This window comes from Sanguibacter keddieii DSM 10542 (assembly GCF_000024925.1).
In the GTDB taxonomy this organism is placed as follows: Bacteria; Actinomycetota; Actinomycetes; order Actinomycetales; family Cellulomonadaceae; genus Sanguibacter; species Sanguibacter keddieii.
The window spans coordinates 3,844,470-3,859,594 of record NC_013521.1 but is presented as its reverse complement, the minus strand read 5'-3'; the positions used below and the strand labels follow the sequence as shown (position 1 = coordinate 3,859,594).

The 15,125-nt window shown below is 72.5% G+C and carries 13 protein-coding genes; 6 read left to right on the top strand and 7 right to left on the bottom strand.

Going from position 1 to position 15,125, the window contains the following annotated elements; all coding sequences use genetic code 11:
- Positions 1 to 95 precede the first annotated feature (95 nt).
- A complete protein-coding gene (locus tag SKED_RS16955; protein WP_217167908.1) occupies positions 96 to 2,168 on the bottom strand; it encodes a beta-galactosidase in 2,073 nt (690 codons plus the stop codon).
- A gap of 131 nt (positions 2,169 to 2,299) precedes the next feature.
- Between SKED_RS16955 and SKED_RS16950 the strand changes: the two genes are divergently transcribed.
- A complete protein-coding gene (locus SKED_RS16950; protein WP_012868408.1) occupies positions 2,300 to 2,770 on the top strand; it encodes a hypothetical protein in 471 nt (156 codons plus the stop codon).
- 26 nt (positions 2,771 to 2,796) lie between these two features.
- Here SKED_RS16950 and SKED_RS16945 read toward each other — a convergent pair whose 3' ends face one another.
- Complete coding sequence (locus SKED_RS16945; protein WP_245534585.1) at positions 2,797 to 3,720, bottom strand: Abi family protein; 924 nt, start codon at positions 3,718 to 3,720, stop codon at positions 2,797 to 2,799.
- Between the two features lie 430 nt (positions 3,721 to 4,150).
- On the opposite strand from SKED_RS16945, the gene SKED_RS16940 reads away from it, so the two are divergent.
- Positions 4,151 to 4,582, top strand: coding sequence for a GNAT family N-acetyltransferase (locus tag SKED_RS16940; RefSeq protein ID WP_245534584.1), 432 nt, complete (start codon positions 4,151 to 4,153; stop codon positions 4,580 to 4,582).
- A 113-nt stretch (positions 4,583 to 4,695) separates the two neighbouring features.
- Here the strand turns inward: SKED_RS16940 and SKED_RS16935 are convergent, their stop codons facing one another.
- Both SKED_RS16935 and SKED_RS16930 read right to left on the bottom strand, forming a co-directional pair.
- Entirely contained in the window at positions 4,696 to 5,691 is a 996-nt protein-coding gene (locus tag SKED_RS16935) for an ATP-grasp domain-containing protein (protein ID WP_012868405.1), read from the bottom strand.
- Positions 5,688 to 7,013 carry an amidohydrolase gene (locus SKED_RS16930; RefSeq protein WP_012868404.1) on the bottom strand — a complete coding sequence of 442 codons (1,326 nt, stop codon included), beginning with the start codon at positions 7,011 to 7,013 and terminating at the stop codon, positions 5,688 to 5,690. The genes SKED_RS16935 and SKED_RS16930 overlap by 4 nt, the downstream gene beginning before the upstream one ends.
- Before the next feature lie 296 nt (positions 7,014 to 7,309).
- On the opposite strand from SKED_RS16930, the gene SKED_RS16925 reads away from it, so the two are divergent.
- The 3 genes from SKED_RS16925 (at position 7,310) to SKED_RS16915 (ending at position 9,111) form a co-directional block, all read left to right on the top strand.
- Positions 7,310 to 7,516: a hypothetical protein gene (locus SKED_RS16925; RefSeq protein ID WP_143755818.1), complete on the top strand. Its 207-nt coding sequence runs from the start codon at positions 7,310 to 7,312 to the stop codon at positions 7,514 to 7,516.
- 120 nt (positions 7,517 to 7,636) lie between these two features.
- A complete protein-coding gene (locus tag SKED_RS16920) occupies positions 7,637 to 8,713 on the top strand; it encodes an SDR family oxidoreductase (RefSeq protein WP_012868403.1) in 1,077 nt (358 codons plus the stop codon).
- A 113-nt stretch (positions 8,714 to 8,826) separates the two neighbouring features.
- The gene (locus SKED_RS16915) at positions 8,827 to 9,111 is read left to right on the top strand and encodes a DivIVA domain-containing protein (RefSeq protein WP_143755816.1); all 285 of its coding nucleotides are present in this window, start codon (positions 8,827 to 8,829) and stop codon (positions 9,109 to 9,111) included.
- 127 nt (positions 9,112 to 9,238) lie between these two features.
- Here SKED_RS16915 and SKED_RS16910 read toward each other — a convergent pair whose 3' ends face one another.
- A complete protein-coding gene (locus SKED_RS16910; RefSeq protein ID WP_012868401.1) occupies positions 9,239 to 9,805 on the bottom strand; it encodes an NAD(P)H-dependent oxidoreductase in 567 nt (188 codons plus the stop codon).
- Between the two features lie 265 nt (positions 9,806 to 10,070).
- Between SKED_RS16910 and SKED_RS16905 the strand changes: the two genes are divergently transcribed.
- Complete coding sequence (locus tag SKED_RS16905) at positions 10,071 to 10,673, top strand: TetR/AcrR family transcriptional regulator (RefSeq protein WP_012868399.1); 603 nt, start codon at positions 10,071 to 10,073, stop codon at positions 10,671 to 10,673.
- A 103-nt stretch (positions 10,674 to 10,776) separates the two neighbouring features.
- Here SKED_RS16905 and SKED_RS16900 read toward each other — a convergent pair whose 3' ends face one another.
- Positions 10,777 to 13,329 carry a zinc-dependent metalloprotease gene (locus SKED_RS16900; protein WP_012868398.1) on the bottom strand — a complete coding sequence of 851 codons (2,553 nt, stop codon included), beginning with the start codon at positions 13,327 to 13,329 and terminating at the stop codon, positions 10,777 to 10,779.
- A 165-nt stretch (positions 13,330 to 13,494) separates the two neighbouring features.
- The gene (locus SKED_RS16895) at positions 13,495 to 15,123 is read right to left on the bottom strand and encodes an ABC transporter substrate-binding protein (protein WP_012868397.1); all 1,629 of its coding nucleotides are present in this window, start codon (positions 15,121 to 15,123) and stop codon (positions 13,495 to 13,497) included.
- Positions 15,124 to 15,125 lie beyond the last annotated feature (2 nt).

Below are 15,125 nucleotides of genomic sequence, written 5' to 3'. Positions count from 1 at the left end.
CGAACTCACGACCTCGCCGGCCGGCCGACCTGGCCGGTCGGCCGACCGACCTGGCCAGCCGGCCGGCCGACCTGGCCAGCCGACCGGCCTGCGGTTCAGCCGATCTCGCCCTCGACCACCAGCAGGTCCCAGGCGCCGATCGTCAGCGTCTCGCCGACTGCGACCTCTACGTCACCGAGCACCGACCGCCCGGCGACAGGGCTGTCGAGGGTCACCGGCTCGGCTGAGTAGTTGAGCAGGTAGGTGAGCTCCCGGCCGCGGGCGTTGGTCCCGCGCCGGACGCTGACGGTCCCGGCGAGCTCCTGCGGCCAGTCCCACACCCCGGCGTCGCGGACGGCGACGGCGAGGGTGGCGCGGACGAGCTCGGGGGAGGTCATGGTCCCGAGGTGCAGCGCGGATCCAGCACCCGACCCCGAGTCCGACCGCTGACGGGTGACCGCCGCGTACTCCCCGTAGGCGGGGTGGTCGTACGCGGCGAGCACCTCGGCGCCCTCGGTGGTGAGCAGCTCCATGAAGCGCTGCGCCTGCGGTGCGTCCTCGACTCCCTGCGTGGTGGCGGCCTCCGCGAGGTCTCCGTGGAGCGTGAGCCCGACGCCGTCGGGCCGCGTGAACTGGTTGTAGGTGACCCCCAGCGTGCCGGTGAGCCCGTGCGGTGCGCGGTCGTGCCACACGGTGACGTGCTCGTCGGCGACCGCGGTGCGGAAGGTGGTGACCAGGTGGCCGCCGGCCTCGACGTGCTCGCGCAGACGGGTGATGGTCGACTCTGGCGCCGAGTAGAGCGCGGGGGCGACGACCAGCGCGTACCGGCCGAGGTCCGGGTCGTCGGCCGACACGAAGTCCACCTCGACGTTGAGCTCGAAGAGCGCGTCGTAGACCCAGCGGAGCACGTCGTTGTAGCCGATCGAGCTGCCGAAGACCCCGTCGATGAACCCGGTCTCGACGGTGAACCACTGGAGCGCGGTGAGCGCCTCGTTGCTCACCATGATCGCGACCCTGTTGGACTTGCGCAGGTGCAGCAGCGCGTCACCCGCGGCGGCGGCCTCGCGCCCGAAGACGCCGGCCTCCTCGTAGGTCGGGTTGGTCTCGAGGTCGTGGCTGAGCAGGCCCTTCCAGTAGGTCTCGAAGGAGTTGTGGATCGAGTGCCAGTGCCAGTACATGAGTCCGTCGGCGCCGCTGGCCAGGTGGCTGTACGCCTGGAGGCGCAGCTGCCCGGGGTAGGGGAGCCAGCCGACCTGGCCCTGCGCCTGGGTCTCGAGGACGAGGTAGTTGTCACCGCCCTTGATCGAACGGGTCATGTCGCCGCCGAAGGCGATCTCCTTGCCGGTGAGGCGCGACTGGGTCGGGTGGTAGATGTCCACCCCGGCGACGTCGACGGTCGCGGCGGCCTTGAAGTGGTCGACGGAGGGCTGGAGCCCGTAGGACCACCCGGGGGACCAGTCGAAGTCGAAGTTCTGCGTGACGAACTGGTCGTCGCGCGAGTACTCGCGGACGATCCCGGCCTGCCAGCCGAGGAACTCCTCGACGAGGCGACGCCGGTACTTGGCGAACTCCGCGCCGAGCGAGCCGTTGATCGTGCCGCGCACGTCGGGGAAGTCCTCCCACGCGTCGATGCGGTTGGACCAGTAGGCGAGGCCGAAGGCGTCGTTGAGCGCGCCGAGGTCGTCGTCGAACTCCGCGCGCAGGTACTTGACGAACCCGCGCTGCACGTCGTGGGAGGCGGCCTCGTAGTACTTGGTCTCGTTGTCGACCTGGAACCCGATGACGCCCGGGCGGTGCGCGGTGCGCTCCATGAGGCGGCGGATGACGCGCTCGGCGTGGAACCGGTACGTCGGGCTGGTGATGTTCATGATCTGGCGGGCGCCGTAGCGACCCTCGCCGTTGTTGGTCACCGCGAGGACCTCGGGGTACGACTGCACCAGCCACGCGGGCACCGCGTAGGTCGGGGTCCCGACGATCACGTGGATGCCGGCGGCCTCGAAGGCGTCGAGCGCGCGGTCCACGTGCGTGAAGTCGAAGACGCCCGGCTGGGGCTCGAGGGAGCTCCAGGTGGACTCGGCGATGCGCACCACGGTGATGCCCGCGGCCTTCATCATCTCGACGTCCGTGTCGATCCGGTCGGTCGGCATGTACTCGTCGTAGTACGCCGCACCGAACAACAGCTGGTCCACCGTGGTCACCCTTCGTCGCGCGTCCGCCGCGGGCGCTGGTGTGCCCGTCGGCTGTGTCTTTCGTCGGACACGCACCATCTTACCTACCGATCGGTAGATAAGCGCGGGGCTGGTCGGCCTAGGGTGGGACCATGCCCTCCGAGAGCGACGTCCTGGTCCGGTCGACCCCCGACGCCCCCTGGCTGCCGCCCGGGTCGCGCGCCGAGGTGGTGCGCTCTTCCACCGCTCCGACCCCGGCCTGCCTCGTACGGCTGCTGCTGCGTCGCGGGACCGAGGTCTTCTGCGTCCCCCGGGAGCAGACGGCCGCCCTCGACCTGCCGACCCGCGCGGTCGAGCCCTCCGACCCTGACGGGCGCGCCACGGCGGAGCGCCTCGCTCACGACGTCCTCGGCCAGGCCGCGCCCCTGGCGCCGGTGGGATTCGTGCGGAACGTGTTCGCGGAGGGCGTCCCGGGCTACGGCTGGCCCGTCCCGCTCGCGCACTTCGTGGTCTGGGAGACGACGGGCGTCCCCGCCGTCGAGGGACAGTGGGTCGACACGCGCGGCCCCGGTTCTCCGCTCACCGAGCGGCACTGGTTCCCGCTGCTGTCTGCCCTCGGCTGACGGAGTCGCCTCGGCGATGCCGGTGCTCAGGCGCTGTGGTCTCGCGGGCTCTGCGGACGGGCCAGACCCTTCCAGAACACGGAGTCCCGAGTGTGGCGTTCCAGGAGCAGAGGGAGCACGGGGTCGGCGGCGTTCCCGCGCGAGGCCATGTCGTCCAGCGAGGCGACGACGTCGAGGACGGAGCGCGGCTCGAACTGTCCTGCGAGTCGTTTCGCCTTCTTCCGGACGTTGTTCGGTGTCGGCCCCGCGTCGAGGACTGAGTGGTGCCACAGGCGGCTGTGATGGGCGCACCGGTTGCGGAGGTAGACCAGAGATCTGACGCGGTAGGCGAACCCGGCCTTTGCGATCCCGGCGCTGGTGGCCACGGAGTCGGAGAGAGACCCTCTCGCTCCTCGCTCGACCGCTCGAGACAAGGTCCCGAAGGACCAGGCCTCTACGGCGGACCATACGGGGAGCCTGCTGAAGTCGTCGCCGTCCAGATATCGCAGGATGTGACGGTCCTTGCTTCGCCTGATGTCGCGGAGGAGCGACTCGACTGTCGGCTCGGCGTCGCCGACGTCGGTGTAGAAGCGCTCCTCGAGGAAGCTCCCGTAGGGTCCGTGCGCGTCGGCGATCACGCGTGCTACGTGCGTCCGCAGCATGAGCTCGACACGAGCGAGAGACTTGCCGAGGGCCTCACGCAGTGCCTCGTCGGCGACGTAGGCAGCGCGGACGTCCTCGAAGGTCGTTCCTGGCTTGAACGTGTCGTCGCCGAGGTGCGGGGCGCGCTGGAAGTATCGAGCGTAGCCAGAGAGCCGGTAGTAGTTGCACGAGACGAGGAACGTCCTGCAGGCAGCCTCGTCGTCGATGACGAGATCGCGCTGGGCGAGGAGCGCAACCTGCTGCTCCACCGTCAGACCTGGTTTCATCCGCCCCCCGCGAAGAAAAAAAGGCCCCTCCCATGTGAGCATCGTCGAGAGGCTTGGGAGGGGGTCTATTGGTCTGATAGTACCGGATGTGCCGACTTCGTGCCAGGCCCTCGAGCGACGGAGCTGGCACGGCGCAGGACTAGAGCGGCATCAAAAGGCATGACACGACCCCTGTCTCACGCCAGCATGGTGCTCATGTCGTCGAGATGAGCGATCTGCGAGTGACCCCGGCCGATCACGCCGGGCCCTGCAGCACACCCAGACGACGGACGGACCCGAGCCATGCGGACGACCCAGCAGAACAGCAGTACACCGAAGCCTCCTGCGCCCTTTCACGTCCGTGACTACGAGAGCGCCGACGAGCGTGGCTGGCTGCGGTGCCGGGTGCTCTCCTTCCTCAGTACTCAGTACTCAGTACTACGACGACGTGCGCCCTCGGAGGGCTCCCCTGGAGGAGCGGTCTGTCGGGCTGGTGGCCGTCTCCCCGTCGCCGGAGGGGGAGGAGGTGGTCGGCATCCTCGACGTCGACGTCGAGGTCGACGCGGCCGAGGCGACCATCGACACCCTTGCCGTCCACCCGGACCACGCACGCAGCGGTATCGGCGCGGCGATGCTCGCGGTCGCGGTGGGGCGCCTCCGTGCGCAGGGTCTCGGGTCCCTCGACGCCTGGACGCGAGAGGACGCCGCGGCCAACGGTTGGTACCAGGCCCAGGGCTTCGTCGAGCGCTACCGGTACGTGCATGTCCACAAGGAGGGTGGCGACGACCCACGAGGGTTCCGCTCGCCGGAAGGGCTGTCCACGCCTGTGCGCGCCTTCGCCCACGCTCCGCTCGAGATGGAGGCACAGCTGCGCGCGGAGTTCAGCAGGGTCTACGTCTGCCGGCAGTACGTGCTGAACCTGTAGGTCGAACCGTCGGCGGCCGGGCCTCGGAACTCGGAAGTGCTATCAAGCGGCTGCCTTGCTTACACTTCCGCCAGAAGTGTAAGCAAGGCGCGACGACGTGCACAGATCCCTCCTCAGCCGCGCGCCCGCTCCTCCTCCAGCAACCTCCCGAGGTACCGCGCCACCTCACGCGGCCCGCTGCGCGGAGCGGCCGCCTCGACCTGCGGGTTGTAGTTCGTGTTCGTGTTGACGTCGTAGGTGAGCACGCGCCCGTCGGCGGACTCGATGAGCTCGATCCCCGCGATCTCGATGCCGTGCGCCCGCGTGAACGCGAGGTACTTCTCGACGATCCCCGGGTCGAGTTCCTCGCGCAGCGAGAACAACGACACCCCGGGCTCCGGCGCGAGCGTCGCGCCGGGCGGCAGCACAGGGCGCCCCGTCGTCGGGTCGACGGCGCACGCGTCCGCCGGGCACAGCTGGAACCCGCCGCGCAGGGTGTCGGCCCGCACCGAGTAGAGGTGCTCGCCGCCGACGATCTCCACGCGGGTGATCGACCCGTCGCGCGGCTGCACGTACTCCTGGAGCAGCGTCACGCCGTCGACGGGCTCCTCGAAGTCCCCGGCCGCGAGCACCGCGGCGAGCTCGTCGACGTGGTCGAAGCGCTGCACGCCCAGGCCCTTGCCGCCCTGGTTGTGCTTGGTGACGAAGGGCGTCGGGAAGTCCTGCGCGGCGGCGAGCAGGTGCTCGGTGCCGACGACCACGCGGGTGCGGGGGACGTCGATCCCGGCGGCGCGCAGCGCGCTCAGCTGGAGGACCTTGGACACCTCGAGCTCCAGCACAGCGCGCCCGTTGACGACCCGGCGGCCCGCCCCCTCGGCCCACGCGAGGACCGCCCGCGTGTGCTCCTTGGACAGCCCGTGCCCGCGGGTGTGCGACGACGCGCTGAACCGCGACCACACGACGCCGGGCGGCGGCGGGTCGTCGAGGTCGAGCACGCCACCGGTCAGCACGAGCTCCCGGTACGGGACGCCCTCGGCCTCGAGGGCCTCGGCGAACACACCGAACCACTCCGGGTTCTCGTGGACCGCGTGGACGACGGGCGTCGCGGCCGACGCTGCTGCGGCGCTCATGCGAAGTACCCCGCGACGTCCACGACGCCACCGGCGGCCTCGAAGTCCTCCCGGACGTCCGCCCGCAGCGCCGGGTCGTACAACCAGTCGAGCGCGGTGAGCGCGAGGCCCACCGCCCCGTCGAGGGCAGCGCGGTCACCAGCCTCCGTGGCTCCGGCGGCCGCGAACTCGCGGGTGTGCAGCGCGATCTCGGGGTCGCTCACCGCGATCATCGGGTGGATCGACGGGATGCGGACGCTCACGTTGCCGAAGTCCGTCGACGCCGCGAGCTCGGCGGGCACCACGCCACCGGCGAGCGCGGTGCGCCCGCGCCCGGCCTGGTGCTCGGCCCAGCGGGCCGCGAGCGGCCCGTTGGTGCGCAGCGGCAAGGTGTACGGCACCGGGTCCCACGCGAGCTCGGCGACGGTCCCCGTCGCCTGCGCGACGCCGTGCGCGATGTCCTCGAGACGCGCCGAGAGGTCCTTGAGCGTCGACGCCTCGGCAGAGCGCACGTAGTACTCGACGACCGCCGTCTCGGTGACGATCGACGGGCGCGTCCCACCCTCGCGGACCACCCCGTGCACCCGGTCGCTCGGCGGCAGGTACTGCCGCAGCAGCCCCACGGCCTGGTAGTTGAGCGCTACCGCGTCGAGGGCGTTGCGCCCCATGAACGGCTGGGCCGACGCGTGCGCCGCGACCCCGGTGTACCGCACCACGAGCTGGCGGCGCCCGAGGAACGGCTGGTCGACCACGTCGTACCCGAAGGGGTGGACCATGATCGCGGCGTCGACCCCGTCGAAGAACCCGGCCCGCGCGAGGATCTCCTTGCCGCTGTTGCCCTCTTCCGCAGGGGTGCCGAGCAGCAGCACACGACCCGGCAGGTCTTCCTGGGCGAGCGCCAGGAACGCGCCCGTCGCGGCCGCCGCGATGATGTGGTGCCCGCAGGCGTGGCCGATCTCCGGCAGCGCGTCGTACTCCGCGACGATCGCGACCGTCGGACCGTCCGTCTGCCCGGCGCTCGCGCGCAGCGACGTGCTGAGTCCGTGCGTCCCGACCTCCACCGCGTGCCCGTGCTCGCGCAGGAGCGCGGCGAGCGCCGCGACGCTCTGCACCTCCTCGAAGGCCTCCTCGGCGTGCTCGAACACCTCGTGGGCCAGCGCGACGACGTCGTCCTCCTGCGTCGCGGCCCGTGCGAGGACGCGCTCGCGGACGTCGGCGGGTGAGCCAGAGTGCCCCGAGACCAGCGGCACGAAGGCCGCGGCCCTGCGGCGGGTCGTCGCGTCGAGAGCCTCGAGGTAGGCGCGGCTCGGCTGCGGCGGACGAGGGGCGGTGCGGTCGGTCATCGGGCTCCTGCTCTCGGCGTGCGTCGGCGGGGGGGCGTCGGCGGGGCGTGCAGCGACCGGGCACGCGGTCCGCGCCCCGGAAGGTCTCTGGCCACCCTAGGCGCACGACCACGGCCACCTAGCGGTCACGGCAGATTCTCGGAGGCTGAGACGACGCGCTGCGCTGGACGACGCCTCCCGATGCGGGAGAGCGCTGCCACCGACGACCCGCCGCCGCTGCGGCTGCTGCTCTCCTGTGCCCGACGGCACGTCGCCCCAGGATGCGACCGGTCGGGACCGCCACGACCATGGAGACGATGAACGAGATACTGCTGAGCGTCGGGTGGGTCCTGTCCGTCGTCGCCCTCCTGGCCCTCCAGCTGACCGTCACGAAGCGCGGCGGCTGGGGCGCAGAGGGCGCTGCGGGCGAGGCGATGCGCCGCAGGATGCGGCCGCTGATGTGGGGGACCACGATCGTCGGCCTGCTGTGCCTGCTCGGCCTGTTCCTCACCGGCGACCGCTGACCGACTGCTGACCGACCGCTGGACCACCACCGACTGGAGGCCTCTGTGCCCACCCACGCGACGCCCACCCCCGTGACGCCCACCCCCGCGACCACCTCTCCCGACCGCGCCCCCACCCCGGTGCGTACCCCGCCCGAGGGCGCGCACGCGCTGGTCGTCGGCGCCACCGGCATCGCCGGCTCGGCGCTCGTCGAGCAGCTCGTCGCTGCCGGCTGGCAGACCACCGGTCTGTCGCGGCGGCCGGTCGACGTCGCGGGCGCCGGGCACGTCGCTGCGGACCTCACCTCGCGGGGCAGCCTCCAGGAGGCGCTCGGCGACCTGCGCCCCACCCACGTGTTCATCACGGCCTGGGCGCGGCAGGACACCGAGGCGGAGAACATCCGTGTCAACGGCGGCATGGTCCGCGACCTGCTCGCCGTCCTCGGCCCGCAGGGCACGCTGTCCCACGTCACGCTCGTCACCGGCCTCAAGCACTACCTCGGCCCGTTCGAGGCCTACGGCGTCGGCGAGCTGCCCGACACCCCGTTCCTCGAGGACGCCGAGCGCCGCCCGGTCGAGAACTTCTACTACGCCCAGGAGGACGAGCTCTCCGCTGCCGCCACCGAGCACGGTTTCACCTGGTCCGTGCACCGCGCGCACACCGTGATCGGGCACGCCGTGGGCAACGCCATGAACCTCGCGTCGACCCTCGGCGCCTACGCCGCGGTCGTCCGTGCCACCGGCCGGCCCTTCGTGTTCCCCGGCTCCGTGAGCGCGTGGAGCTCCCTCGTCGACCTCACCGACGCGGCGCTCCTCGCCGACCACCAGCTGTGGGCGGCGACCACCCCGGGTGCCGCGGACACCGCCTTCAACATCGTCGACGGCGACCAGGTCCGGTGGCGCAGGCTGTGGCCCGCGCTCGCGGCCCACCTGGGAGTCGAGCCGCAGGGACCCGGCGACGAGCCGGCGACCCTCGAGGTGCAGATGGCCGACGCGGCCCCGGTCTGGGAGCGCCTCGTCGCCGAGCACGGCCTCGTCGAGCCGGACCTCTCGCGGGTCGCCTCGTGGTGGCACACGGACGGCGACCTCGGTCGTGAGGGCGACATGCTCGCGGACATGACGCGCTCTCGCCTCGCCGGGTACACCGGTTACGTGAGCACCGAGCGCGCGCTGCTCGCCGTCCTGGACAGGTACCGGGCCGAGCACGTCCTGCCCTGAGACCGATGGGCTGAGGCGTGCGGGGTAACCGCTGAGCCCGTCCCGTGCCTGCACATCGATGAGCAGCGCTGACGGAGAGCAGAAGACGCGGCGTCATCGCCTACGGTGTGACGATGACATCTGCTGACGACGTGGTGGGGGCCCGGTTCCCGGCGATGAAGTTCCGGCACGGCTATGCGTGCGTCGACGTCGACACCCTGCTCGACCGGTGCGTCGTCGCCTTCCGGCACTACGAGGAGGGTGGGACCGCCGCTGCCGCGACGGTCACGTCGTCCGAGGTGCGCAGCGCAGACTTCCCGTTGACGCGGTGGCGTGAGGTCTACGCCGCCGATGCCGTCGACCCGTTCCTGCGGCAGGTGGCCGACGCGTTGGCGCGATGGGAGATCGTCGCGCGCTGAGGCGAAGGCCGCGGTGCTGGCCTCGACGAGAGGTGCGAGCCGAGCACGTGAAGGCCGCACCGACGGGTGTCGGTGCGGCCTTCACGTGCAGACCCGCGCGTCCGCGCGAGCCCGTGTGCGTCGTGCGTCAGGCGGCGACGGCCTCGCGGGCGGCCGAGACGGTCGCGGCGAGGACGGCCGTCAGCTGCTCGACGACCTCGGAGTCGTCGCGCGGATGCGTCTCGGCGAAGCGGACGACCGAGCCGGGGATGGAGAGCGTGATGTCGCCGAGGACGTTCGCGCCGGCGATGCCGAAGGCCTTGCGGGCCTCGTCGTGGGCCCACACGCCGCCGAACTGGCCGTAGGCGCTGCCGACGACGGCGACGGGCTTGCCGGAGATGGCGCTCGCGCCGAAGGGGCGCGAGGCCCAGTCGATGGCGTTCTTGAGCACGGCGGGGATGGTGCCGTTGTGCTCGGGGGAGACGGCGAGGACGGCGTCGGCGGCGGCGAGCGCCTCGCGGAACGCGGTGGCGCCGGCGGGGGCCGAGTCCGGGAGGTCGATGTCCTCGTTGTAGAAGGGGAGGTCGGCCAAGCCCTCGAAGATCGTGAGCGTGGTGCCCTCGGGGGCGAGGTCGACCGCGGCCTCGGCGAGCTCACGGTTCTTCGAGCCGGAGCGCAGGCTGCCGACCAGGACGAGGATGGAGACGTCTGACATGGGATGTCCTCACGGGGTTCGGGGGGTGGTGCTCGGAGGTGCTCAGGTGCTGTGTGCGTGCAGGGCGTCCGTGCGAGGGTCGTGTGCTCGCCCGGTGGCCTGCGAAGTGTGCGTGCGGTGCGGTGACCGCTCGACCAGCATAAGCGGACCGTGGTCCGTTTAGCAGCGTGACGTGCGTCTCACCCGGTCGGAGGTCTTCAGCCCCGCGAGCGCGACGATAGGCTCGTCGGAGCGCACGACCGTCGACCAGGTGAGGAGGCCCGCGATGACGTCCCTGGGCTTCCCCGCGCCGGCGAGCACCGCGGCCTGCGAGCGTGCCGACGCCGCCCGCAACCGCGAGCACCTGCTCGTCACGGCCCGCGCCATCGTCGACGAGGTCGGCGTCGACGCGCTCACCATGGACGGGCTCGCCCGTGCCGCAGGCCTCGGCAAGGGCACGATCTTCCGACGGTTCGGGTCCCGCGCCGGCCTGCTCCACGACCTGCTCAACGACAGCGAGCTGCAGTTCCAGCACGGGTTCCTCTCCGGCCCGGCCCCGCTCGGGCCTGGCGCGGACCCTGTCGACCGTCTCGTGGCCTTCGGGCGCGAGCGGCTGCGGCTGGTGACGGTCCAGGGCGACATCTTGCGCAGCGTCGAGTCCGAGTCCGCGCTGCGGTACGCCGCACCGGCGCACGCCGCGTCCGCGATGCACGTGCAGATGCTCCTCGGGCAGGCCGGTGTCGACGGCGACCTCCAGGTCCTCACGCTCACGATGCTCTCCTCTCTCGACGCTGCCCTCGTGCTCTTCGAGACCCGGGACCTGCAGATCGACCTCGATCGCCTGGCCGACGCCTGGGAGGACCTGGTCCGACGGGTCACCCGAGGCTGAGCGGGCTCCGGCAGCCGATCCCAGCCCAGCCCAGCCCGGCTCTGCCCACCCGCGAACCTCTCCCGGTCTTGTCGGACCGACGTCTCCTCAGCCCAGCGGCTCCTCAGATCGGTGCCCCGGGCGGGATCACCGGCAGCGGGCCGAGGTCGACCGCCGACGCGTCCGTCGCGGCGAGCCGTGCGGTCCGCACGAGGTGGTCCCAGCCACGGTCGGTCGCCCAGCCCGCAGACCCCGCGCCCGCGGCGCCTGAGCCCGCAGCCTCGGGCGCCGCGTCGAGCCTGTCCTCCAGCCGGTCGACGGCGTCGGCCAGCGAAGTCGTCACGGTCGCGGCGACCGGCAGGTGCAGCCCGCCCCCGGCGAGCGTCGCGACGAGGTGCTGGAGCACGGTCCACGCGGTCGCCTGCCGGACGGCCTCGGTGAGCGCGTCGCCGGTGCCGGGCGCGTCCCAGGCCGCGTCGAGGACGGTCGCGACGACCTCCGCGACCGTCGGCACGTCGTCGGCTCCCCCCGCAGCCGCGCTCCCAGCCGCTGTGCCCTGACCCGACCCGCCCTGTGCCGATGTCCCCTCGGCCGCCTGCCACGCGACGCGGTTGAGCCGCCCGGGCGCGAAGAGCTGTTCGGCGACGAGCCCGGCGCCGGCTCCGACCGCGGTGAAGGGGTCGAAGACGAGGCCGCGGCGAGGCGTGAGGTACTCGGCCGTGCGCTCGTACCGGATGGCCGGCGGCACGACGGTCCGCAGCACGGACGACGGCAGCGCGAGCACCTGGGGCGAGAGCAGGTCGGTCAGCACGGACAGCGCTCGCCTCTGCTCGGAGCCGGGGACCACGCGGTTGCCCGTCGCCGCCTCGCCGGCCAGCGTGTAGGCGTACTCCACGCCACCGAGCAGCCGGGCGACGGCTGGCACCTGGTAGCGGTGCAGCAGGTAGAGCGGCACGAGCCGCTCCTCGATCTCCCCGGCCTGACGGTCGGGAGCCACGACGCCCGGGGAGAAGGCCCGCAGGGCCTTGGCCCGGACCTGCAGCAGGTTCTCGAGCGAGCCCACCGGCTCCGCACCGTGCACCCACGGCACGGCGTCCGGCGACGCGGCCTCGGCATGGTGGCCGTCGTCGTCGGTGAGGTAGGTGAGGCCGGCCGCGGTGGCCTCGCGCCGCAGGGACTCGAGACCCGCGGCCTCCTCGCCCGGCGCGAAGTCCTGGTAGGCGTGCCGGACGGCGAAGACGTCCCACGGGCCGAGGCCGACGGGGTAGGCGTCCGACACGTCGACCTCGCCGTCGTCGCCGAGCCGCACGCGGGGGTGCGGGTAGTCCATGACGGAGGCCTGCGGGTGCTGGTGCGAGGCGTAGTTGTGCATGAACCCCAGGGCGTGGCCGATCTCGTGGGCGGCGAGCTGCCGGAGCCGGGCGAGCACGAGCTCCTCGACCGCCGCGAGCCGGCGCGCCTCGTCGACGTGGCCGTAGGGCGCGAGGAGCGCCTCGGCGATCAGCGTGAGCTGGTGGATGCGCTGCGACCCGAGACGCACGCGCCCGGAGAGGATCTCCCCGGTGCGCGGGTCGGTGAGCGCGGCACCCTGGGACCATCCGCGGTTGGTGCGGTGCACCCACCACAGCGACGACGTGCGGGCGGCGAAGGGGTCGACGTCCTCGCCGCGCACCTCGACCCGGTACGCGTCGACGAACCCGGCCGCCTCGAAGCCCTCGGCCCACCAGCTGCCGCCCTCGATCACGGCGCTGCGGTAGGGCTCGGGGATCGCCGGGTCCACGTGGAACACGATCGGGTCGTGGACGGTGCTGGGCGCCGTCCCGGGCGTGGTCTTGTCGAGCCGGAAGCGCGGCTGCACCCGGACGTCGACGCTGCGGCCGCCGGGCAGCGCGTGGTCCGCGAAGCCCTTGCCGTAGCCGCCCGCGCCCGGGTGGAAGGTGCGGGGTGCGTAGCCCTCGGGCAGCGGGACCAGGCTCACGCGCTGCGTGATCGAGACCGCGTCCGGGTCCGGGCTCACCTGGGCGAGCAGCGCCCCCTCGCCGCGCCCGGCGAAGGTGAGCACCGCCGAGAGCTCCACCGAGCCGGGGGTGCGTGCGGGCTCGCTGTCGCCCGAGGTGCTGCCCGCCGCCGACGTGCTGCGCGCCCCCGACGTGCCGCCCGCCGTCGTCGGCCCGCCCGGCCCCGTGGTCGCCGAGACGAGATACGACCGTGCCGCGTCGAGCCGCAGGTCACCCTGCTTCGCGCGCGCCAGCCGTGCGCTCACGGCGAGCAGGTCGCTCGTGGCGAGCGACGCCGCGTCCACGACGACGGTGCCGTCGCCGCGGTGCTCGACCACGGGCGCCGACCACAGGACCGACCGCGCGAAGGAGTCGTCGCCGGCCTGGACCGCCGCGGGGTCGTCGGACACCACCGTGAAGTGCTTGTTGTCCTGGACGAGCAGCACCCGGTCCCCGACCACCCGCAGGTGCACGAGGCGCACGTCGCCGGGCTGCCCGCGGTCCAGCCACAGCCCGCTCGACCCGATGCCGCGCTCGATGCCGGTGAGCAGCAACAGCTGCCCCCCGGACCGCGGGACGGCGAGCAGCGCGGTGCCGTCGGCGCCCGGGGCGTCGTGCGAGGCGCTCCAGCCTCCGGTCTCGGTGCTGCGGGCGGGGACGAGCGTGGGGAACGAGGTCACGAGGTGAGGTCCTGTCGTCGTCGGGTCGGTCGTGCGGTGGTCGGTCGTGCGGTGGCTGGCTGTCCGGCCAGCGTAGGTCGGGGTCAGGGGGCGGGCGCGGTGGCTCCCGTCGCTCCGCCCCCCGACCTGCCGACCGGATCGTGCTGGTGGTGCAGGGTTCGCGTCTCAGCCCTGGGAGATCCAGATGTCGTAGAAGACGGGCTTCGACGACGCCTCCCAGTCGATGCCGTGCACGGTCGACGCGGCGCCGAGGATCGACACGCTCTCGACGATCGGCACCGTGAACCCGTCGGCCAGGATGAGCTCCTGGGCCGTCTCGACGAGCGGGAAGCGGACCGCCGGGTCGGTGGTGGTGCGCTGCTCGTCGAGGACCGCGGCGAGCTCGTCGTCCGTGCCGCCGTGGCGGTTGGCCGGGTTCGCGGGCGAGAAGTTGCCCCACAGCACGTCGGGGTCGGGGCGGGTCTGCGAGTTGTAGAAGAGGTCGTAGTCGCGGTCGCCGAGCACCTGGTTGAGCTCGGGCAGGGTGATGGTGCGGATGGTCAGCTCGACGCCGATCTTGGCGTAGTCCTGCTGGGCGAACTCGAGGACCTGCTTGCCCCACCCGATCGCGGGGTTCCACGTGGCCTCGATCGTGAGCCGCTGGCCGTCCTTCTCGCGGACCCCGTCGGACCCGGCGACCCAGCCGGCGTCCTCGAGCGCTGCCGCGGCGGCGTCGGCGTCGTAGGCGAGGGAGTCGCTCAGGTCGCTCCACCCGGGCGTCGAGCTCGACAGCACGGCCGTGGCGGGCGGCGCCTCGTCGAAGAACAGCGTCGAGGATACGAGCGACCGGTCCACGCCGAGCAGCAGCGCCTCACGGACCGTGGGGTCGTCGAGGACCGGGCGGGTGGTGTTGACGAGGAACCCGCCGGCGTTGCCGGGGTTGGGCCGCGAGACCACCTGGTACTGGTCGCCCGACTGCAGCTGGGGAAGGTCCTGGGTGGGGACGTCGCCGATCACCTCGAGCTGGCCGGAGACGAGCGACCCGGTGCGCACCGAGCCCTCGGGGATCACCGAGAACTCGACCCGGTCGAGGTACGCGTCACCGGTGTGCGCGGCACGTCCGGGAGCCCAGTCGTAGCCGTCGCGTCGCGTGATGACCACGCTGGTGCTCGGCTCGTAGCTGTCGATGACGAACGGCCCGGAGGCCGCGTAGGCACCGGTGCACAGCTCCTCGGGCGTCTTGTCGAGGCTCGCGGAGGACAGCAGCCCGAGGGACATGCTCGAGCTGGCCTGGAGGAACTGGGCGTTCGGCGCCGAGAAGCTGATCTTCGCGGTGTGCTCGTCCACGACCTCCGTGCCCTCGTACCCGGTGAGGTACTGGAGCGGCAGGCCCGCGAGCGGGCCGAGGTCGGCGATCGAGTCGAAGTTCTTCTTGACGAGCTCTGCCGTGAGGGGCTCCCCGTCGGAGAAGGTCACGTCGTCGCGCAGGTGGTAGGTGAACTCCGATGCGTCCTCGTTGACCTCCCACGACTCGGCGAGCCACGGCTCGATGTCGCCGGTCTCCGGGTCCTGGTCGAGCAGGCTGTCGACCACCGAGCGGGTGACCGTGAGGCTCACGGTGAGGCCGCCCTGGCGCGGGTCGAGGCACTGCGGGTCGGCCTGCAGGCCGTAGCGCAGGGTCCCGCCGGCGACGGGCGTGAGGTCGGCGTCGTCGCTGCCACCGCCGGTCGAGGCGGTCGAGCCGCCGCCGCACGCGGAGAGCAGCAGGGCGGTCGCCACGACGGCGGCAGGCAGGACGGACTGGGTCGGTCTCATGG